We start from the raw sequence: 20,069 nt of genomic DNA on the forward strand, positions 1-20,069 counted from the left end.
CCCCCGTCGCTGGCGGTGATGAGTGAGCCCGCGGGGTGTCCCTCGCCGGAGGTCCCGGTTCTTCGTGATCGGCGTTCATACAGGGCGGCGCCTCCCGCCCATTCCGTCTAGGGCCCTAGACTCCTGGGTACTTCCAGGAGGTGCGGCCATGTCGGACGAGTTGCAACGGATCACCGCGATCGATGATCCGTATCTGCTTCTGCGTGAGGTCACGAAGAGGCTGGCCGACGCGCAGCAAGAGGTGACCGAACTCGCCCGGCTCCGTCGCCGTGTGGTCCAGGACCTCCACGCGCAAGGGCTGTCCTATGCGCAGATCGCAGAGAAGGCCGGCCTGAGCCGGGGAAGGATTCATCAGATCCGGCACACCGGGCCGGCGCCAGAGGGAGCCTTCCTCGGTATGGGCGCCGTCACTGTTGTGACTCCGCTGCGATGGGACGCCGAGAAGAAGCGGCCGGTCGTCGCCATGGCCGACATGAACTCGGGCAAGCGGCTGGAGGAGCTGGCCAAGTCCTACGGGCTCGCCGTCAGCTCCGGTCACGTTCTCGTGAGTGGCGAGGTCGATCTCAACCGTGACGGTCTGATCGTCGTATGCGGGCCCGGCATGTCCGAGGCGATGAGAGACCTGTACGCCCAGGACCCGGTACTCGGCTGGGAACACCCGGAAGGTGAACCGTGGGCTCTGGTGGACCGGCGGACCGGCGCGAGGTACAACGCGGGAGCCGACATCGAGCCCCGTCGTCCGCATGACGTCGGATACCTCGGCCGGCTGCCACGGCCGGACGGTAACGGCTCGGTCCTCGCCATCGCCGGAATCCACACCGCAGGCTCCCTCGGTGTGGTCCACCTGCTGACCTCGGACCTGAACACGCTCTGGGGGCAGGTGGGGGAACGTCACTTCTCCACGCTGGTGAGCGTCGAATACGACCCCGAGACCGACGAACCGCAATCCGTCGAACTGCTCTGCCCCCTCTACCTGCACGAAGAGGGGGCAACGGCGTGATCGTCGCTCTGGGATCGCAACCGGCCGAACCGGCACGGGCGAACGAGGACTTCGCCGCTGCCGGTCTCGGTGCGGCCGTTCTCCTCGACGGCGCCGGCGTGGCCGGTGCGGAGACCGGATGCGTGCACGGCATCGCATGGTTCTCCTCGACGCTAGGCGGACTGCTGCTGAGCTCCATCGCGGCGGTCCCCGCCCGGCCGCTCAGCGACTGTCTCGCCGACTCGATCCGCGCTGTGCGCTCCTTGCACGAAGATACGTGCGACCTGACATACCGGGCCAGTCCCACCAGCACGGTCGTCGCTGTCCGGGCCCACGGGGAGGTCCTGGACTATCTCGTCCTGGGAGACTCCACCCTCCTCCTCGCCGAGGCCGACGGGAGTACGACCGCCATCACCGACCAGCGCTTGGACGAAGTCGGCAAGCGGCTGCGCGGACCGGTCGACACGCTGCCCACCGGCTCATCCGAACACTCCGCCGCGCTCGCCGAATACCGCGATGCTCTGACCGGGCTCCGCAACCGGCCGGGCGGATTCTGGATCGCAGGACCCACGCCAGAGGCGGCCGATCACGCCTTGGCCGGGACTGTGCCTCTGGACTCGCTCGCCTCCGTGACACTGCTGAGTGATGGTGCGACGCGACTCGTCGACAGCTTCGAGCTGGCCGACTGGAAAGAGACCCTGGCGCTCCTCAACTCGTCGGGCCCTGATGAGCTGATCCGCCGCGTACGTGAAGCCGAGGCCGGCGACCCCGACGGTCGACGGTGGCCCCGCGGCAAGGCGCACGACGATGCGACCGTCCTTCACTGGTCCCTGACGTAGCGGTTACGGCAGAGGTTGAGACGGGCGACTCACCCACGCTCGTATACCCCCCTAGACAGTTGACGGGGTGTCGGTTACCTTACTATCGACCCCCCTAGACAGTCGGGTGGTCACCTCCCTGTGCTGTCTAGGGGGGTATCCAGTCCAAGCGGCGCCCATCACCGAAGGCGCTGACAACTCAGTGAGGTACTGATGCGAGTCATCCCCGTAGACACCTCGGCCGCCACGCTGCTCGTCACCAAGCTGCCCGAGGTTAAGGTCAGGGACCGGCAGACCGGTGAGGTCGCCGTCGACCCTGCGACCAATCAGCGGCTCATGACGCTGGAGCTGGTGTTCATCGCGGCCGGCGGTTCGGACATGATCAAGGTCACCGTTCCGGAGCAGGGCATCGGAGACGGTCTGGTCATGGGAGCGCCGGTCATCCTGTCGGGCCTGGTGGCCCGGCCCTGGGAGAGCGAGTTCGGTGGGCGGGCCCGTCACGGCATCGCCTACCGGGCCGACGCCGTCATGGTCAACGCGCCGGTTGCGGCGCAGGGCTGATCGCCATGGCTGACACAGTGCGAGCGCTGTTACCGGTCCTGCTGGTCCTGGTCGTGCTCCTGGTGGCGCGCCGCCGCATGCCGGTGGTGTTCTGGTGGCTGGTCGGGTATCCGGTCGTCGCCCTGCGCTTGCTCATCTCGTACCGGGCGACGATGGACGCGTGTGGCCTGACGGTCCCCGCTTCGGCCGTCCGCCGGGCCACTGCCCGGATGATGGGGCGGCAGGCGGCGCCCGTACCACCCCGGCGGACCTTCCCACTGCCGACCGGGTCCGGCCTCGTGATGCGACTGCGCATGGCGACCGGACAGGCACCCGAGGACTTCACCGCCTCCGCTGACCGGCTGCGGCACGCCTGGGGAGCCCATGCCGTGTACGTGCGCCCCACGAAACCGGGGTGGCTCGAACTGCGGCTGGTCGGCTGGGATGTGCTCGCCGAGGTACGCCCCGCTCGCCGTCGACTGGCGGCCGAGCCGCTCTGCCTGCCCTTGGCCCTACGGGAGGACGGCCGTTGGCACGTACGGGACTTCCGCACCGTGCCGCACGAACTGATTCTGGGCGCTACACAGTCCGGCAAGTCGGTGTACCTGCGCAACCTGCTGTGCGGTTTGGCCCGGCAACGGGTTGTGCTCGTCGGGATCGACTGCAAGTGGGGCGTTGAACTGGCGCCGTTCGCGCCCCGGTTGTCCGCGCTCGCCGACGACCCGGACCGGGCGACCGAACTCCTGGACGTGTTGGTGGAAGAGATGGAGGCGCGGTTCCGACTGATCGGTCTCAGTGGCGGGACCGGTCCGGACGCCGTCCTCACCTCGGACGTGTGGGGGCTGCCGGAAACGGTGCGGCCGGTGCCGGTCGTGGTGGTCGTGGACGAGGTGGCGGAACTCTTCCTCGCCGCGAACAAGGACGACGAGAAGCGGCGGGACGCCATGGTCACCAAGCTCATCCGCCTCGCCCAGCTCGGCCGCGCGGCCGGCATCTACCTTGAAGTCTGTGGGCAGCGCTTCGGAGCCGAACTCGGCAAAGGCGCGACCATGCTGCGCGCTCAGCTGACCGGCCGCGTCTGCCACCGCGTCAACGACGAAGCCTCGGCGAACATGGCCCTGGCCGACATCTCCCCTGAGGCTGCGCTGGCCGCCACTTCCATCCCCGCCGAGCGGCCCGGTGTCGCGGTCGTCGGCGACTCCTCCGGCGGCTGGTCCCGCGTCCGCTCGCCCCATCTCACCCTCACCGACGCGGCGGCCGTCTGCCGCGACACGTCGGCCCTGGTCCCGGAACTGCCCCGGCTCGACTCCTTCCGGCCCGCCGTTGCCGTCGAATCCGCCGGATCGTCCTCCACGCCCGCTGCTGCGCCCACCGCGTGCCCGGTGACCGAGTAGCCCGCTCCATCACCTCACGGCCGGCGTGACCGCCTCGCGCCATGTCCCTACCCCTCCCATGCCCAAAGCAGGAAGGAACCGGAGCCGATGCGTGCCCACCTGGTCCGCGTGGACGCCGTGATCGTCCAGGCCGTCATCGCGGGTGCCCTGTCCTTCTCCCACCTCCACGACCTCGCGGCGGCGGCTGGACAGGGCGGCTGGAAGGCGTGGGCCTACCCCATCAGCGTGGATCTGCTGTTGGTCGCCGCATGGCGCCGGATGAGGCAACAGCAGCGAGCAGGGCAGGCGGCCGGGAGCCCGCGGCTGTGGTTCTTGGTGGCACTGGCCGCATCTCTTGGCGCCAACGTCGCCACCGCCGGGCTCCTCGACCTGGACCACGTCCCCGCCTCGCTCCGCGTCGTCGTCGCGGGCTGGCCCGCCGTCGCCTTCTTCGGCGGCACCCTCCTGGCGCACACGCCGCACAGCCCGGACACGTCGGCGGTCCCGGAGTCGTCGACCACTGACCCGCCCGAGGAAGAGGCCACTACACCGGCCGCCGCTGACACTCCCGCACCGGACGCGCTATCAGCAGCGGCTCGCGAGCCCACCACGTCCGAGCCGGAAACCGTCCCGGCTCCGCCGCCCGGCCCCGCCGTCGCGCTGCCGCCCGTCCTCATCGACCGTGTCCGGGCCCTGGCCGACGAACACCGCTCGACCACCGGCCGCCCCGCCGACCCCGACGCCGTACGCGCCCGGCTCGGCCTGCCCCCGTCCATGACCGCGTCCGTCGCCGCCCACCTCTGAGAGGAGCACCGCCATGCACCGCCGCTTCCGCAACGTCCGCCGCATCGGCCCCGTGAACGTCGCCTCCTACGTCGACCGGGGCAGGAACCGCCACCTGGCCGCCTGCACCGCGCCCCGCTGCGACTTCTCCGCCGAGTACGACTCCCGCGCCGCCGCCGAACTCGCCGCCCGTACCCACCGCTGCTCGGCCTGACAGGAGACCACCCCATGGACGTTCCGCTCTGGCTCGCCCTTCTCGTCGTCGGCGTCCTCGGCGTCAAGCTCATCCGCCCGCCCTGGTGGCTCATTGCCGTACTCCTCCTCGGCGGCTACCTCCTCGCCGACAGCCTGCTGGCGCCCGTCATCAACCTCCTCGTCAAGTAACCCGCGAAAGGAGATCCCTAATGTTCCGGCCGAAGATCCCGACCATGCCGCAGCCGACCAGCCTGGCCGCCCCGCCCACCGTTATCCAGCCGAGCACGGTCAGCCCGGCTCGCTCGGCCACGCCGCCGGCCTCCCAGGCTCCGGTCGCATCCCGTCCGGCTGTCCAGCACACGCCCGGAACCGTGCTCGCTCTCGTCGGCGGCGGCACCGCCGTGGTCCTGGTCGTCGGTGCCGTCCTCGTCTCCATGCTCCTCGCCGTCGCCCTGACCGCTACCTCGGTCGCCGTCTGCGCCGTCGTCATCCGCTCCCTGCTCATCCGCCGCTGATTCAACGGCTGCTTCCGCCCCGCTTGCCTGTGATGTCTAGTCCCCTGGACAGGCAGGCCGGGTGGACGCCCCAGACCACTCAAGGAGGAACCCGCACATGCGCCCGCCGGCTCCCCTGGGAGCCATCCGTCACCTGGCCGCCCTCGCCCGGCACGGCGACGTCAGTGCTTACGCCCGGCAGATCCAGCGTCTCGGCGGCTGTGAGCGGCCCGTCCGAATGGAGGGCCACCGGCTCGACGTCCACGCCGCCACGGGCGAGATCGTCCGGGAAGTCATCGGCCGCGACCTGCCTGCCGGACAGCTCCTCATCCGCTGCAACAACCGCCGCGCCACCCGGTGCGCCGCCTGCGCCGAGACATACCGCAAGGACACCTTCCACCTGGTCACCGCCGGCCTGAGCGGCGGCAAGGGCATCGGCCCGGCCGTCGCCCAACACCCGCGCGTCTTCGCCACGTTCACCGCCCCTTCCTTCGGCCCCGTCCACAACCGCCCCGCCGGTGGCCGCTGCCGCTGCGGACGCTCCCATCCGGAGGACGACCCCGCCCTGGGCACACCACTGAACGCGGAGCGGTACGACTACCGGGCAGCCGTCCTCTGGAACGCCCACGCCGGTGCCCTCTGGGCCCGCTTCACCACCTACCTGCGCCAGCAGCTCGCCTCCCGCGCTGGCGTCACCCGCAGCGCGCTGCGTGACAGCCTCAAGGTGTCGTACGCCAAGGTCGCCGAGTACCAGCGGCGCGGTGCCGTCCACTTCCACGCGGTGATCCGCCTCGACGGCCCGGAAGGCGCCGAGTCCACCCCACCGCCCTGGGCCACGACCGAACTCCTCAGCGACGTGATCCGCTCGGCGGTCCGCCTCGCCGAGGCACCCGGCCCCGTGCTCGACGGCCGCACGTACGCCTTCCGCTTCGGTGACCAGCTCGACATCCGCCCCATCCGCTCCACTGACTTCGCAGGCAGCTCGGAGCTCTCCAGCCGGGCTGTGGCCGCCTACATCGCCAAGTACGCCACCAAGGGCGCCGAGACCGCCGGCACCCTGGACCGTCCCGTCCGCAACCCGATCACGGACCTGATCGGCTCCGGCGTCACCGACCACGCCCGCCGGATGATCCTCACCTGCTGGCACCTCGGTGGGCTCCCTGAACTCGAAGCCCTGCGCCTGCGCAAGTGGGCCCACATGCTCGGCTTCCGCGGCCACTTCTCCACCAAGTCCCGGGCCTACTCCGTGACCCTCGGCGCCCTCCGCCAGGAACGCGCCGACCACAACGAAGCCTTGGCCCGCGAACGTGCGGCCGAGGCTGGCCACCCGCTGCCCGACCCGGACACCGTCCTCGTCCTCTCCCACTGGGTCTTCGCAGGGACGGGACTAACTGCAGCAGAACACCTCATCACTCACGGCACTGGCGCCTCTGCAGGCCAGGCAGACGACGACACGGAAGGAGCCCTGACGTGGACCACCGACGCGACGAACTGATGACCGTCCCGCAGATCCTCGCGGAGCTGGGTGGGGTGTCTCGCCGCACCTTCTACCGGTGGCGTGAACTGGGTCAGGGGCCAGCTGCGTTCAAGCTGCCCAACGGCGAACTTCGGGTGTGGCGGGCTGACTTCGCCGCTTGGCTGCGGCAGCTGGAGGCGGCGGCGTGAAGTCTCTCGACGTGAAGGTGTGGGGCGTCCGAAAGCGAAACACCAAGAATCCGTCCTATGACGTCCGATGGATGGTCGCCGGGAAGGTCTTCTCCGAGCAGTTCCGCACTAAAGGGCTGGCGGACCACTACCGGTCCAAGTTGCTCCGCGCGACCCATGCTGGCGAAGAGTTCGACACGGTGACGGGGCTGCCGGAATCGATGGTCGAGAAGGCGGCCTCGATGACCTGGTATGCCTTCGCTCTGAAGTATCTCGCCATGAAGTGGCCGCACGCGGCGCCGAACACGCGCAACGGGATCAATGAAGCGCTGACTGCCGTGACGATGGCCCTTCTCGACGAGCGTCCGGGGCAGCCGTCCGAGGAACTGGTCAGGAAGGCGCTTCGCAACTGGGCCTTTGGCCTCCCCGGTCCGGACGAGCGTGAATTGCCGACCGAGGTCGCGAACGTCTTGCACTGGGTGGCCAAGGCGTCGCGCCCGCTCTCGGACCTCGGGGACGCCGCTATCGGCAGGGCCGTCCTGGACTCGCTCAGGCTCAAGCTCGACGGGACGGCGGCAGCCGCGGAGACCGTCCGGCGCAAGCGTCGGACGCTCGTCAACGCGTTGCACTACGCGGTGGACCTGGGCGAGTTCAAGGAGAACCCGATCACGGGTCTTCGCTGGAAGAAGCCGAAGGTTGCCGGGGAGGTCGATCCCCGGGTGGTCGCCAATCCCGAGCAGGCTCGTTCCCTGCTGACTGCCGTTTCGTACGTCGGTGGGTACAGCCGTGCGCGCGGCCGTCGGCTCGTCGGTCTGTTCGCGCTCATGTACTACGGTGCCCTGCGTCCGGCTGAGGCGGTCGGCCTCACCAGCGCGGACGTGAAGCTGCCCGAGACCGGCTGGGGGGCAGTCCTGCTGCATCGGACACGTCCCAGTGTCGGCAAGCAGTGGACGGATTCCGGCGAGACCCATGACCACCGGGGCTTGAAGAATCGGCCGGCAGAGGAAGTCCGCATCGTGCCGATCCCGCCCCAGCTCGTCGCCATCCTCCGGCGGCACCTCGACACCTTCGGCACCGCCGAGGACGGGCGGCTGTTCACCAACGAGCGCGGGGGAGTGGTCGGCTCCTCGACTTACTATCGCGTCTGGCAGGAGGCCCGAGCGCTGGCGCTTCCGCCGGCCGCGGTTGCCTCTCCGCTAGCTGCGCGGCCGTACGATCTCCGGCACTCGGCGCTGTCGACCTGGCTCAACTCCGGGGTGGACCCGACCGAGGTCGCCGAGCGCGCGGGCAACAGTGTCGAGGTCCTGCTGAGCCGTTACGCCAAGTGCATCGACGGTCGGCAAGAGATCGCCAATCGCAAGATCGAGGAGCTGTTACGCGAGTACGAGTGATCTCAGCTTCGTCAGGCGCAGCGCCCGGATGTGTCCGGGCGCTGCGTTTTGGTGTCAGCCCTAGATGGTCAAGAATCGTGCGCTGCCAATCCGCCTTCAGGGCTGTACCAGTCGGGAAGTGTTTGAGTGGTTCCCACCTCGAGGCGCATGAGCGCCCGTACGTGTCCCTGTTGCGGGATGATTGAGTCCAGGAGGCCGATGACCTGGTTGAGTCTCGTTCGACGAGCGGGTGAGTCCGACTCGCCTGCGGCTTTCATTAGGTACCTGTAGGCGGTCGTCAGCCGGTCATTCACTCGGCTCTCAAGCTCAAGTACTTCATCGCTCGCCACCAGCTGGGCTTCCGCGCGTGTGTCTCGTTGTGCCCGCCGAGCGTTACCTACTTCCGCCGCTTCCGCCTCGGCGGATCCCGATTTGAGCGCATAGGCGTACGCCAGCATTACGTCTCTGTAATGACGATCGTGGGCATTCAACTGAACGTAGCAGTTCCGGAGCTGATCTATCTTGCGCTGATCCGCAGAAGCCTGCTGCTCTGCGAGGCGGATCCCTTTCTCTTCCTCCAGTCTCCGTAACTCAGCACGATGCGCTAGTACTTGTGTGACCACTGCCGAAGCCAGCGTGCCGCCCACGCCTACGACCGCGATGATCACAGAGATGATTGCGCCGGACATCCCCACCCCCTGGCACTCACCTGAGTTCCCCTGATGCGCAGACCGTAGCGGACGCTCCCCCACGGCTCATGCCATACCGCGGCGATCATCTAGGAGCCTGTTGTTGGCCTGGCGCTGCCGGCCGTCCTCGGCGAGGGGTGTCTGTCGCCCGTCTCCCAGCCGGTCCGGGGGCTCACGCTTCTGTTGGTCCTGACCTGGGCAGACGTCTCAAGATCCTGTCCACGAATAGTCCACAGACCCCGACATACGGCCGCTACGAGCGGCACACGTCTGCACATACGCGAAGACCCCGGCCTCAGCGTTTCCGCTGGTGACGGGGTCTTTGGGCACCTCATGCTGGGTGCCCCCGGCAGGATTCGAACCTGCGCACACGGCTCCGGAGGCCGTTGCTCTATCCCCTGAGCTACGGGGGCGTGTCGGGCGCTGAGCTCTCGCTTGCGGCGACGGGTAGAACATTAGCAGGTCCGGCGGGGTGATCAGGAACCCGTTTCCCCGGGTCGGGGTCGGCGGGTCTCCTGTACGGGGTGGAAGTGGGGAAAACCCGGACGCGGTGGCCGGTCCGGACCTACTCTCGACGTGTGCCAGGCGCTTCGGGTCGGGTGCTTGTTGTGGACGACAACAAGGTCATCCGGCAGCTGATCAGGGTCAACCTCGAACTGGAAGGGCTAGAGGTCGTGACCGCGGCCGATGGTGCCGAGTGTCTGGACGTGGTGCACGAGGTGCGGCCCGACGTCGTGACGCTCGACGTCGTCATGCCCCGCCTTGACGGCCTCCGCACCGCCGCCCGCCTCCGGGCTGATCCCCGTACGCACCACCTGCCCCTCGCCATCATCAGCGCGTGTTCGCAGTACGAGGTCGAGACCGGCCTCGATGTCGGCGTGGACGCCTTCCTTGCCAAGCCCTTCGAGCCGACCGAGCTGGTACGGCTCGTGAAGCAGCTTTTGGAGCGGCGGACCGGGCCTGGGGGATATGGAGGGCATGCGGGGCGTGAGGGCAGTGACGGCTCTGGGGGCGGCGCGCTGCCTGGGTCGTTTGGGGCGCCCGGCGGCTCCGGGGGAGGGGACCGGGGTACAGGTCCCGGTGGGGGCGGCTCCGGTGGAGGTCCCGCGGGAGCTCCCGGCGGCGGAATGCAGGGAGGAGGTGGTGAGGGAGAGGTCGATCGTGATGAGGGCTCTCCTGCTCATGAGGCCGCTTCCGTTCCCGACGTCCCGGCCGTTCAGGGGACTGCTTCCGCTTCCGTTCCCAGCGTCCCCTCCGCCCAGGGATCCGATTCCGGTTCCGGCGTCCCCACCCACCAGGGAGCCGCCTCCGTCCCCGACCTCCCCTCCGCTCAAGCAGCCGCACCCCCTCAGAACGCCCCCTTCCCTCAGGTCCCTCAAGCAGCCGCGCCCCCTCCCAACGCCTCCCCACCCCAAACACCCGCACCCCCTCCCAACACCCCCTCCCCCCGCGCAACCCCCTACGTCCACCCAGGTGTCCCCGCTCACCCGGTCACCCCGCCCCCCGGATCCTCCGAGGGTTCCGCGGTGCTCGACGGGCGTGGCTCCCTGGGCGGCGGTCTCTCCTAGGCCGGCGAGGGCGGGTAGTGATAACCGCCTCGCGTACCCACCCCCCTCCTCCCCTACGCTTGTCCCGTGACCCCCGTCGAGCTCTCCCGCACCGTGCTGCGCGCGGTGCGTCGTGCTGTCGATGACGGGGAGCTGAGCGTGACCGTGCCCGAGCGGGCCGTGGTGACCGAGCCGGGGCCCGGAGGGTGCGGGGACTTCGCCACCACCATCGCGCTCCAGCTCGCCCGGCCGGCCGGGCAGCCGGCGCTGCGGGTCGCCGAGATCCTGCGTACCCGCCTCGCCGAGGCCGAGGGCGTCCGGGATGTCGTCGTCACCGGGCCCGGATTTCTCAACATCAGCCTCGACGAGCAGGTGGATCCCGTTGCCGGGCTGGTCCGGGAGATCCGCGAGAAGGGCGCCCGGTACGGCTACGGGGACGCCCTCGCCGGACAGGTCGTCGCCCTCCGCGTACCGTACGAGGTGCGGGCCGAGGTCGTCGCCGACGCCGTCGTACGGCTCGTCGCCACCCAGGGCGGACGCGCCACCGTCGAGCACGGCGAGCCCGTCAACCTGCGGCCCGTGCCCGCGCCGGAGGACCCCGCCCCGCTCGGACCCGACGCCGCCCGGTGGGCCCTCCTCCACCCCGCCCCGCACGACCGGCCCCGGATCACCGCCGATCACCTGATCCAGCGGGAGAGCAATCCGCTGTTCCGGGTGCGGTACGCCCACGCCCGTGTCCGCGCCCTCAGCCGCAACGCCGCCCGCCTCGGCTTCTCCGCCGAGCCCGGCCCGGTCGGACTCGTCGACCGTTCCGCCGCCGGGCCGTTCGGCACCCGGGCACTGGGTGCCGTTCGCCCTCCGGGGGCTTCCGCTCAGGCCGCCGTCGACCCCTTCGGCACCTCCGCCGGCGCCGGTGGCCGCAGCCTCCTCGGGGCCCTCGCATCCGCCGACGCCGCCGCGCTGACCAACCCCGCGGACACCGGCACCGGCCCCTCGTCCTCTCCCGCGCCCCCCGCCCTCGCCGGCCCCCTCGTCCCTTCCACAGCCCCCGCCCTCGCCCTCGCCGGCCCCGTTCCGCTCGGCCCCCGCGCAAGCGCCCCCGCCGCCGTGGTCGATGAAGGCGTCCCCACCCCTCTCCTCACCCCCCTGGCCGATCACCCCCGCATCCTCGCCGTGGCCGCCACCCGTCGTGCCCCGGACCGGCTTGCCCGGCATCTCGTCACCGTCGCCGATGCCGTGCTGCCTCTGTTGCCCTGTGTGCTTCCCGTCGGCGAGGAGAAACCCTCGGCCGCCCACCGCGCCCGGCTGGCCCTCGCCGAAGCTGCCGGGACGGTGCTGGCCGGCGGCCTGTCCCTGCTCGGCATCGACGCACCCGAACACCTCTGAGGCGCGCGTTCCGATGCGCCCCCAAGAGAGACAGAGAGTCTGAGAGTCACGTCATGAGCCGTTCCGCCCATCCCGCCGGGCCCCGCCACGCCGACGTCCTGCCCGAGGGGCACTACTCCGCGCCGCCCGCCGACCTCAACGTCCTCGACCAGAAGGTGTGGGCCCAGACCGTCACGCGCGGCGACGACGGCGTGGTCACCGTCGGCGGGATTCCGGTCAGCCGGCTCGCCGAGGAGTTCGGCACCCCCGCCTACGTCCTCGACGAGGCCGACTTCCGGTCCCGCGCGCGTGCCTGGCGCACCGCGTTCGGGCCGGACGCCGACGTCTTCTACGCCGGCAAGGCCTTCCTCTCCCGGGCCGTCGTGCGCTGGCTGAACGAGGAGGGCCTCAACCTGGACGTCTGCTCCGGCGGCGAGCTGGCCACCGCGCTGTCCGCCGGGATGCCCGCCGAGCGCATCGCCTTCCACGGCAACAACAAGTCCGTCGCGGAGATCACCCGGGCCGTCGAGGCCGGTGTGGGGCGGATCGTGCTCGACTCCTTCCAGGAGATCGTGCGGGTCGCCCACATCGCCCGGGAGCTGGGCACCCGCCAGCGCGTCCAGATCCGGATCACCGTGGGCGTGGAGGCGCACACCCACGAGTTCATCGCCACCGCCCACGAGGACCAGAAGTTCGGCATCCCGCTCGCCGGCGGGCAGGCCGCCGAGGCCGTGCGGCGGGCCCTTCAGCTCGACGGGCTCGAGCTGATCGGGATCCACTCCCACATCGGGTCGCAGATCTTCGACATGTCGGGCTTCGAGGTCGCCGCCCACCGGGTCGTCGGGCTGCTGAAGGACATCCGGGACGAGCACGGGGTCGAGCTGCCGGAGATCGACCTGGGAGGCGGCCTCGGGATCGCCTACACCAGCGACGACGATCCCCGCGAGCCGCACGAGATCGCCAAGGCGCTCACCGAGATCGTCACGCGGGAGTGCGAGGCCGCCCGGCTGCGCACCCCCCGCGTCTCCGTCGAGCCCGGGCGCGCCATCGTCGGCCCCACCGCCTTCACGCTGTACGAGGTCGGCACGGTCAAGCCGCTCGACGGGCTGCGCACGTACGTCTCCGTCGACGGCGGCATGTCGGACAACATCCGCACCGCGCTGTACGACGCCGAGTACAGCGTCGCCCTCGTGTCCCGCGCGTCCGACGCCGAGCCGATGCTCGCCCGGGTCGTCGGCAAGCACTGCGAGAGCGGGGACATCGTGGTCAAGGACGCGTTCCTGCCCTCGGACCTGGCGCCGGGCGACCTGATCGCCGTACCGGCCACGGGCGCGTACTGCCGGTCCATGGCCAGCAACTACAACCACGTGCTGCGGCCGCCCGTCGTCGCCGTGCGGGACGGGGAGGCGCGGGTGATCGTCCGCCGGGAGACGGAGGAGGACCTCCTGCGTCTCGACGTCGGGTGACCCGGCCGGCCGCCCCGGGGAAGGGGCCGGAAGATCTGCGGTCTCCCGGTCCCGTACAAATGAAATAGATGTCTCACGATCCGGACGAAGGGTAGAAACTCCCGTCCGGTGAGTGAGACTGGTCCAACCGTAGACGGTGAGAGGAAACGAGGTCGGATGATGCGTACGCGTCCGCTGAAGGTGGCGCTGCTGGGCTGTGGAGTGGTCGGCTCAGAGGTGGCGCGCATCATGACGACGCACGCCGACGACCTCGCCGCCAGGATCGGGGCGCCCGTGGAGCTCGCGGGCGTGGCCGTACGGCGGCCCGCCAAGGTGCGTGAGGGCATCGACCCCTCCCTCGTCACCACCGACGCCACCGCCCTCGTCAAACGCGGCGACATCGACGTCGTGGTCGAGGTCATCGGCGGCATCGAGCCCGCCCGGTCCCTCATCACCGCCGCCTTCGAGCACGGCGCCTCCGTCGTCTCCGCCAACAAGGCCCTGCTCGCCCAGGACGGGGCCGCCCTGCACGCCGCCGCCGAGGAGCACGGCCGCGACCTCTACTACGAGGCCGCCGTCGCCGGCGCCATCCCGCTGATCCGGCCGCTGCGCGAGTCGCTCGCCGGTGACAAGGTCAACCGCGTGCTCGGCATCGTCAACGGCACCACCAACTTCATCCTCGACAAGATGGACTCGACCGGCGCCGGTTACCAGGAGGCCCTCGACGAGGCCACCGCGCTGGGGTACGCCGAGGCCGACCCGACCGCGGACGTGGAGGGCTTCGACGCCGCCGCCAAGGCCGCCATCCTCGCCGGGATCGCCTTCCACACGCGCGTACGCCTCGACGACGTGCACCGTGAGGGCATGACCGAGGTCACGGCCGCCGACTTCCGCTCCGCCAAGGAGATGGGCTGCACCATCAAGCTGCTCGCCATCTGCGAGCGCTCCGCGGACGGTACGGCCGTCACCGCGCGCGTGCACCCCGCGATGATCCCGCTCAGCCACCCGCTCGCCTCGGTGCGCGGCGCGTACAACGCCGTCTTCGTGGAGAGCGACGCCGCTGGGCAGCTGATGTTCTACGGCCCGGGCGCCGGCGGTTCGCCCACCGCCTCGGCCGTGCTCGGTGACCTGGTCGCCGTCTGCCGCAACCGGCTGAACGGCGCCACCGGGCCGGGCGAGTCGGCGTACGCCGACCTGACCGTCTCCCCGATGGGCGAGGTCGTCACCCGGTACCACATCAGCCTCGACGTGGCCGACAAACCGGGCGTGCTCGCCCAGGTCGCCACCGTCTTCGCCGAGCACGGCGTGTCGATCGACACGGTTCGGCAGCAGAGCAGGAATCCAGGCAGCGGCGACACAGTCGCCATCGAACAGGGTGGCGGCGGGCCACGGGAGGGCGGCGAGGCCTCCCTCGTCGTCGTCACCCACCGGGCCTTCGACGCCTCCCTCTCCGGGACCGTCGAGGCGCTGCGCAAGCTCGACACCGTGCGGGGTGTCGCCAGCATCATGCGGGTTGAAGGAGAGTAACCAGCAATGACCCACCAGTGGCGCGGAATCATCGAGGAGTACCGGGACAGGCTGCCGGTATCCGACACCACGCCGGTCGTGACGCTCCGTGAGGGCGGCACGCCCCTCGTGCCCGCGCAGGTGCTCTCCGAGCGCACGGGCTGCGAGGTCCACCTGAAGGTGGAGGGGGCCAACCCCACCGGGTCCTTCAAGGACCGCGGCATGACCATGGCCATCAGCAAGGCCAAGGAGGAGGGGGCGAAGGCCGTCATCTGCGCCTCCACGGGCAACACGTCCGCCTCCGCCGCCGCCTACGCCGTGCGGGCCGGGATGGTCTCCGCCGTGCTCGTGCCGCAGGGCAAGATCGCCCTCGGCAAGATGGGCCAGGCCCTCGTGCACGGCGCGAAGATCCTCCAGGTCGACGGCAACTTCGACGACTGCCTCACCCTGGCGCGGGCGCTGAGCGACAACTACCCCGTGGCGCTGGTGAATTCGGTCAACCCGGTGCGCATCGAGGGCCAGAAGACGGCCGCCTTCGAGATCGTGGACATGCTCGGCGACGCGCCCGACATCCACGTCCTGCCGGTCGGCAACGCGGGCAACATCACGGCCTACTGGAAGGGTTACAAGGAGTACGCCGCCGACGGCGTCTCCGGCAAGACCCCCCGTATGTGGGGCTTCCAGGCCTCCGGCAGTGCCCCGATCGTGCGGGGCGAGGTCGTCAAGGACCCGTCGACCATCGCCACCGCCATCCGCATCGGCAACCCGGCGTCCTGGAGCTACGCGCTGGCCGCCCGCGACGAGTCCGGCGGCGCCATCGACGAGGTGACGGACCGTGAGATCCTGCGCGCCTACCGCCTGTTGGCCGCGCAGGAGGGTGTCTTCGTGGAGCCCGCCTCCGCCGCCTCCGTGGCCGGTCTGCTCAAGGCCGCCGAGCAGGGCAAGGTGGACCCGGGCCAGCGCATCGTGTGCACCGTCACCGGCAACGGCCTGAAGGACCCCGACTGGGCCGTCGCCGGCGCCCCGCAGCCGGTCACCGTCCCGGTCGACGCGGCCACCGCGGCCGAGCGCCTCGGCCTGGCCTGAACGCCGGCGAGCCGCAGGCGGGGCCGAAAGGGGGCCGGGGCCGAAAGGGTGTCTGAGTCGGGGCCGGCTCCCGACGGGTGCCGGAGCTTGAGGGGATCCGGAGCCCGGCGGGTGCCGGAGCCTGAGGGGAGTCGGAGCCCGACGGGTGCCGGAGTCTGAGGGCCCGGACGCCCGAGGCCGGACGCCCGAGGCCGGGCGCCGAGGCGCCGGCGTCCGAGCGCGCGGCGCCGGCCGCACCGGCGTCCGGGCAGTACGGCACCGGCCTCTGAGCAAAACCGCACCGGCGCCCGAGCCCACCGCACCGGCGCCCGAGCCCCGGCCGCCGGTGCGCCGGCCCGGGCGCTCCGCGCCCGGGACCTCCCCCTGACAGGGTGCACAAGGGGCTTGCGACACGCATCGTGCGCCTCCCGTGCGCCCTATGTCGCCGCAGAACCTTCCTTCGATAGGCTGTACCGAACCCCGTCCGTGGCACATGCCCCCCGCACACGGGCGACGCCGCGCCCGCCGCGCGGCCCGAGGGTCTCCCGTACGTATCGAATGTCTTCGACAGTCACGCAGCTCAAGGAGAGTCAACGAGCGATGGCCGGTCCAGCGTTCCGCGCCGCCGCCGTCCGGGTGCGCGTTCCCGCCACCAGCGCCAACCTCGGTCCGGGCTTCGACGCCCTGGGCCTCGCGCTGGGGCTGTACGACGACGTGGTCGTCCGGGTGGCCGACTCCGGGCTGCACATCGACATCGCGGGCGAGGGCAGCGAGACCCTGCCGCGGGACGAGAGCCACCTCCTCGTCCGTTCCCTGCGCACCGCCTTCGACCTGCTGGGCGGGCAGCCCCGGGGCCTGGAGATCGTCTGCGCCAACCGCATCCCGCACGGCCGGGGCCTCGGCTCCTCCTCGGCCGCGATCTGCGCCGGCATCGTCGCCGCCCGCGCGGTGACCATAGGCGGCGAGGCCCGCCTGGACGACGCCGCGCTGCTGGAGCTGGCCACCGAGATCGAGGGCCACCCCGACAACGTGGCCGCCTGTCTGCTCGGCGGCTTCACTCTGTCCTGGATGGAGGCCGGCGCCGCCCGGGCCATCAGGATGGAGCCGCACGATTCCATCGTTCCGGTGGTTTTCGTGCCCGGGAAGCCGGTCCTGACCGAGACCGCGCGCGGTCTGCTCCCGCGCTCCGTGCCGCACGTCGACGCCGCTGTCAACGCGGGCCGCGCCGCCCTGCTCGTCGAGGCCCTGACCAGGCGCCCCGAGCTGCTGCTGCCCGCCACCGAGGACCGGCTGCACCAGGAGTACCGCGCCCCGGCCATGCCGGAGAGCGCCGCGCTGGTGGAGCGGCTGCGGGCCGACGGCATCCCGGCCGTGATCTCGGGCGCCGGGCCCACCGTCATGGCACTCGCCGACGCCGACAGCGCGGACAAGGTGTCCCACCTCGCGGGTGAGGGATGGGCCGCCAACCGGCTGGACCTGGACGTCCAGGGAGCGAGCGTGCTGCCGCTTGCGACCTGACACACGGTTGCCGGATTTGGAGAGGGGGAATGTTTGTTGGATCCGGTAGTGTTAATCTCAAGTCTGCACCCGACCCCACCATGGCGAGGTGCCTCGTGTCCCCGTCCGGGACAGACATTCTTCCGGGAGCCCCCCGCGCCACTCCGTGTTCCTTGCGTCGTACCTGGGCAGTACGTCGTATGCGAGTACTGAGCGGGCCGCCGGTGGGGGTATCCCCTCTGGGGGAGCTCCGGAATCGGTGCTACCACGCCACGTGACACTGGGTGCCACGGCTCGCGGAAGCGCCATCACCGCACATTTCCTCCGCCGCTTTGGCGGACCACCGCCCCGGCACGGTCCACAGAAGACAGGACCGTAGCCGGACAGCACAACCGGTCGCCGAGCCAGACAGGCCGACGTCCGCTCCAGGGAAGGACCCTTCGTGAGCGACACCACCGATCTGATGGGCGCACGTGTCGAGGAGACCGCTGCCGCGCCCGCCACGGACGCCTCCGCGCCTGCCACCGGTGCCGGCTCCCGGCGGCGCCGCGGTACCGGCCTCGAGGGCATGGTGCTGGCCGAGCTGCAGCAGGTCGCCTCGGGCCTCGGGATCAGGGGCACCGCGCGGATGCGCAAGAGCCAGCTGATCGAGGTCATCAAGGAGGCGCAGGCCGCCGGGGGTGCCCCCGCCGCCGCCAAGGCCGACACCGCCACCGAGACCAAGCCGAAGCGCCGGGCCACCTCCAAGGCTCGCACCGGCGAGGACGCCGAGAAGAAGGCGGAGGCCAGGAACGAGGCGCCCGCCGAGAAGGCCGTGGCCCAGCAGCAGATCGAGATCCCCGGCCAGCCGGCGTCCGACGACGCCCCGGCCGAGCGCCGTCGCCGCCGCGCCACCGCCGAGGCGGGCAGCCCGGCCGCGGGCGGCGCCGAGACCGTCGCCGCCGAGGCCAGGGGCGAGTCCAGGACCGAGGCGCCCGCGCAGCAGCAGTCGCAGCCGCAGGGCGAGGCCAGGGGCGACGCCGACGGCGAGGGCCGTGGCCGCCGGGACCGCCGCGAGCGCGGCCGGGACCGCGACCGCCGCAACAAGGGCGACGACCAGCAGGGCCAGGGCGGCGGCCGCCAGGACCGGCAGGACCGGCAGGACCGCCAGGACCGGCAGCAGCAGGGTCAGCAGCAGGGCGGCGGCCGTCAGGACCGCAACACCGGTCCGCAGGACGACGACGACTTCGAGGGCGGCCGTCGTGGCCGTCGCGGCCGCTACCGCGACCGCCGGGGCCGCCGTGGCCGCGACGAGATCGCCGAGCCGCAGGTCGCCGAGGACGACGTCCTGATCCCGGTCGCGGGCATCCTGGACATCCTCGACAACTACGCCTTCATCCGGACCTCCGGCTACCTGCCCGGCCCGAACGACGTGTACGTCTCCCTCGCCCAGGTGCGCAAGAACGGCCTGCGCAAGGGTGACCACATCACCGGTGCCGTCCGCCAGCCGAAGGAGGGCGAGCGCCGCGAGAAGTTCAACGCGCTGGTCCGCCTCGACTCCGTCAACGGCATGGCGCCCGAACACGGCCGTGGCCGCCCGGAGTTCAACAAGCTGACCCCGCTGTACCCGCAGGACCGGCTCCGTCTGGAGACCGACCCGGGCGTGCTCACCACCCGCATCATCGACCTGGTCTCGCCGATCGGCAAGGGCCAGCGCGGTCTGATCGTGGCCCCGCCGAAGACCGGTAAGACCATGATCATGCAGGCGATCGCCAACGCGATCACGCACAACAACCCCGAGTGCCACCTGATGGTCGTCCTCGTCGACGAGCGTCCGGAAGAGGTCACCGACATGCAGCGGTCGGTCAAGGGCGAGGTCATCTCCTCCACCTTCGACCGTCCGGCCGAGGACCACACCACCGTCGCCGAGCTGGCCATCGAGCGGGCCAAGCGCCTGGTGGAGCTGGGCCACGACGTGGTCGTGCTGCTCGACTCGATCACGCGTCTGGGCCGCGCCTACAACCTGGCCGCGCCCGCCTCCGGCCGCATCCTGTCCGGTGGTGTCGACTCCACCGCCCTCTACCCGCCGAAGCGGTTCTTCGGCGCGGCGCGCAACATCGAGGACGGCGGCTCGCTGACCATCCTGGCCACGGCTCTCGTGGACACCGGGTCCCGCATGGACGAGGTGATCTTCGAGGAGTTCAAGGGCACCGGCAACATGGAGCTCAAGCTCGACCGGAAGCTCGCCGACAAGCGCATCTTCCCGGCGGTGGACGTGGACGCGTCCGGCACCCGCAAGGAGGAGATCCTGCTCGGCAACGAGGAGCTGGCCGTCGTCTGGAAGCTCCGCCGCGTCCTGCACGCGCTGGACCAGCAGCAGGCGATCGAGCTGCTTCTCGACAAGATGAAGCAGACGAAGTCGAACGTCGAGTTCCTGATGCAGATCCAGAAGACGACGCCGACGCCCGGCAACGGCGACTGACGCATCCGCCCGACGGCTCGTCCTCGAGGAAGCCCGTCCCCGTCACAGCGACGGGGGCGGGCTTTCGGCGTACAGGGCCTTCGGCGTACAGGGCAGGGCATTCGCCACACAGGCCGCGAGCGAGATCTCTGCCACAGGGGGCACGGTGGGCACCGGCTCCGAGGCGCGCGATCACGGGCGCCGAATCCGCAGGTGAGCGCCGTGTTCCCGGAGCCGGTGACCACGCAGCGTGCCCGCCGCCGTACGCGGTGGGCCCTGTGCGTCGTGCAACCCTTTCCCGAGTTCCCCCGTCTGATCG

General features: G+C 70.8%; 18 protein-coding genes, 1 tRNA gene and 1 pseudogene. 18 read left to right on the forward strand and 2 right to left on the reverse strand.

From position 1 onward, the window contains the following. Positions 1 to 148: 148 nt before the first annotated feature. From LG395_RS12535 to LG395_RS12585, 11 genes are all read left to right on the forward strand, one after another. Positions 149 to 1,000 carry a sigma factor-like helix-turn-helix DNA-binding protein gene (locus LG395_RS12535; protein ID WP_225809395.1) on the forward strand — a complete coding sequence of 284 codons (852 nt, stop codon included), beginning with the start codon at positions 149 to 151 and terminating at the stop codon, positions 998 to 1,000. Continuing rightward, complete coding sequence (locus LG395_RS12540; protein ID WP_225809396.1) at positions 997 to 1,818, forward strand: integrase; 822 nt, start codon at positions 997 to 999, stop codon at positions 1,816 to 1,818. The genes LG395_RS12535 and LG395_RS12540 overlap by 4 nt, the downstream gene beginning before the upstream one ends. A gap of 192 nt (positions 1,819 to 2,010) precedes the next feature. Next, a complete protein-coding gene (locus tag LG395_RS12545) occupies positions 2,011 to 2,358 on the forward strand; it encodes an SCO3933 family regulatory protein (RefSeq protein ID WP_225809397.1) in 348 nt (115 codons plus the stop codon). A 5-nt stretch (positions 2,359 to 2,363) separates the two neighbouring features. After that, on the forward strand, positions 2,364 to 3,731 hold the full coding sequence (locus tag LG395_RS12550; RefSeq protein ID WP_225809398.1) for an FtsK/SpoIIIE domain-containing protein: 1,368 nt from the start codon (positions 2,364 to 2,366) through the stop codon (positions 3,729 to 3,731). Between the two features lie 87 nt (positions 3,732 to 3,818). Then, positions 3,819 to 4,514, forward strand: coding sequence for a DUF2637 domain-containing protein (locus tag LG395_RS12555; RefSeq protein WP_225809399.1), 696 nt, complete (start codon positions 3,819 to 3,821; stop codon positions 4,512 to 4,514). A gap of 13 nt (positions 4,515 to 4,527) precedes the next feature. Further along, positions 4,528 to 4,707 carry a mobile element transfer protein gene (locus LG395_RS12560; protein WP_030339219.1) on the forward strand — a complete coding sequence of 60 codons (180 nt, stop codon included), beginning with the start codon at positions 4,528 to 4,530 and terminating at the stop codon, positions 4,705 to 4,707. Positions 4,708 to 4,721: 14 nt separating this feature from the next. After that, complete coding sequence (locus tag LG395_RS12565; RefSeq protein ID WP_225809400.1) at positions 4,722 to 4,877, forward strand: hypothetical protein; 156 nt, start codon at positions 4,722 to 4,724, stop codon at positions 4,875 to 4,877. 20 nt (positions 4,878 to 4,897) lie between these two features. Beyond that, positions 4,898 to 5,203, forward strand: coding sequence for a SpdD-like protein (locus LG395_RS12570; RefSeq protein ID WP_225809401.1), 306 nt, complete (start codon positions 4,898 to 4,900; stop codon positions 5,201 to 5,203). 97 nt (positions 5,204 to 5,300) lie between these two features. Next, positions 5,301 to 6,677: a replication initiator gene (locus LG395_RS12575; RefSeq protein WP_225809402.1), complete on the forward strand. Its 1,377-nt coding sequence runs from the start codon at positions 5,301 to 5,303 to the stop codon at positions 6,675 to 6,677. Continuing rightward, positions 6,677 to 6,847 carry a helix-turn-helix transcriptional regulator gene (locus tag LG395_RS12580; RefSeq protein ID WP_135790125.1) on the forward strand — a complete coding sequence of 57 codons (171 nt, stop codon included), beginning with the start codon at positions 6,677 to 6,679 and terminating at the stop codon, positions 6,845 to 6,847. The genes LG395_RS12575 and LG395_RS12580 overlap by 1 nt, the downstream gene beginning before the upstream one ends. Continuing rightward, positions 6,844 to 8,217 carry a tyrosine-type recombinase/integrase gene (locus LG395_RS12585; RefSeq protein ID WP_225809403.1) on the forward strand — a complete coding sequence of 458 codons (1,374 nt, stop codon included), beginning with the start codon at positions 6,844 to 6,846 and terminating at the stop codon, positions 8,215 to 8,217. The genes LG395_RS12580 and LG395_RS12585 overlap by 4 nt, the downstream gene beginning before the upstream one ends. A gap of 68 nt (positions 8,218 to 8,285) precedes the next feature. Here LG395_RS12585 and LG395_RS12590 read toward each other — a convergent pair whose 3' ends face one another. Both LG395_RS12590 and LG395_RS12595 read right to left on the reverse strand, forming a co-directional pair. Then, a complete protein-coding gene (locus LG395_RS12590; RefSeq protein ID WP_225809404.1) occupies positions 8,286 to 8,885 on the reverse strand; it encodes a hypothetical protein in 600 nt (199 codons plus the stop codon). Between the two features lie 341 nt (positions 8,886 to 9,226). Then, positions 9,227 to 9,298: transfer RNA gene (locus LG395_RS12595), tRNA-Arg, on the reverse strand. Between the two features lie 165 nt (positions 9,299 to 9,463). On the opposite strand from LG395_RS12595, the pseudogene LG395_RS12600 reads away from it, so the two are divergent. The 7 genes and pseudogenes from LG395_RS12600 to rho all read left to right on the forward strand — a co-directional run. Further along, positions 9,464 to 9,955 (forward strand): annotated as a pseudogene (locus LG395_RS12600) (response regulator); the annotation flags it as partial. A 564-nt stretch (positions 9,956 to 10,519) separates the two neighbouring features. Then, positions 10,520 to 11,818, forward strand: a complete 1,299-nt coding sequence (gene nrtL / locus LG395_RS12605) for an ArgS-related anticodon-binding protein NrtL (protein ID WP_225809405.1) — start codon at positions 10,520 to 10,522, stop codon at positions 11,816 to 11,818. A 53-nt stretch (positions 11,819 to 11,871) separates the two neighbouring features. Further along, positions 11,872 to 13,263 (forward strand): diaminopimelate decarboxylase, encoded by a 1,392-nt coding sequence (lysA, locus tag LG395_RS12610; RefSeq protein ID WP_225809406.1) that lies wholly within the window; start codon positions 11,872 to 11,874, stop codon positions 13,261 to 13,263. 156 nt (positions 13,264 to 13,419) lie between these two features. Then, a complete protein-coding gene (locus LG395_RS12615) occupies positions 13,420 to 14,769 on the forward strand; it encodes a homoserine dehydrogenase (protein ID WP_225809407.1) in 1,350 nt (449 codons plus the stop codon). Between the two features lie 6 nt (positions 14,770 to 14,775). Next, positions 14,776 to 15,834, forward strand: a complete 1,059-nt coding sequence (gene thrC / locus LG395_RS12620) for a threonine synthase (RefSeq protein ID WP_225809408.1) — start codon at positions 14,776 to 14,778, stop codon at positions 15,832 to 15,834. Positions 15,835 to 16,413: 579 nt separating this feature from the next. After that, positions 16,414 to 17,331 carry a homoserine kinase gene (thrB, locus tag LG395_RS12625; RefSeq protein ID WP_225809409.1) on the forward strand — a complete coding sequence of 306 codons (918 nt, stop codon included), beginning with the start codon at positions 16,414 to 16,416 and terminating at the stop codon, positions 17,329 to 17,331. 421 nt (positions 17,332 to 17,752) lie between these two features. After that, complete coding sequence (gene rho, locus LG395_RS12630; RefSeq protein ID WP_225809410.1) at positions 17,753 to 19,771, forward strand: transcription termination factor Rho; 2,019 nt, start codon at positions 17,753 to 17,755, stop codon at positions 19,769 to 19,771. Positions 19,772 to 20,069: the final 298 nt, after the last annotated feature.

The sequence above is a fragment of the Streptomyces spinosus genome, from assembly GCF_020400655.1.
GTDB lineage: Bacteria > Actinomycetota > Actinomycetes > Streptomycetales > Streptomycetaceae > Streptomyces > Streptomyces argyrophylli.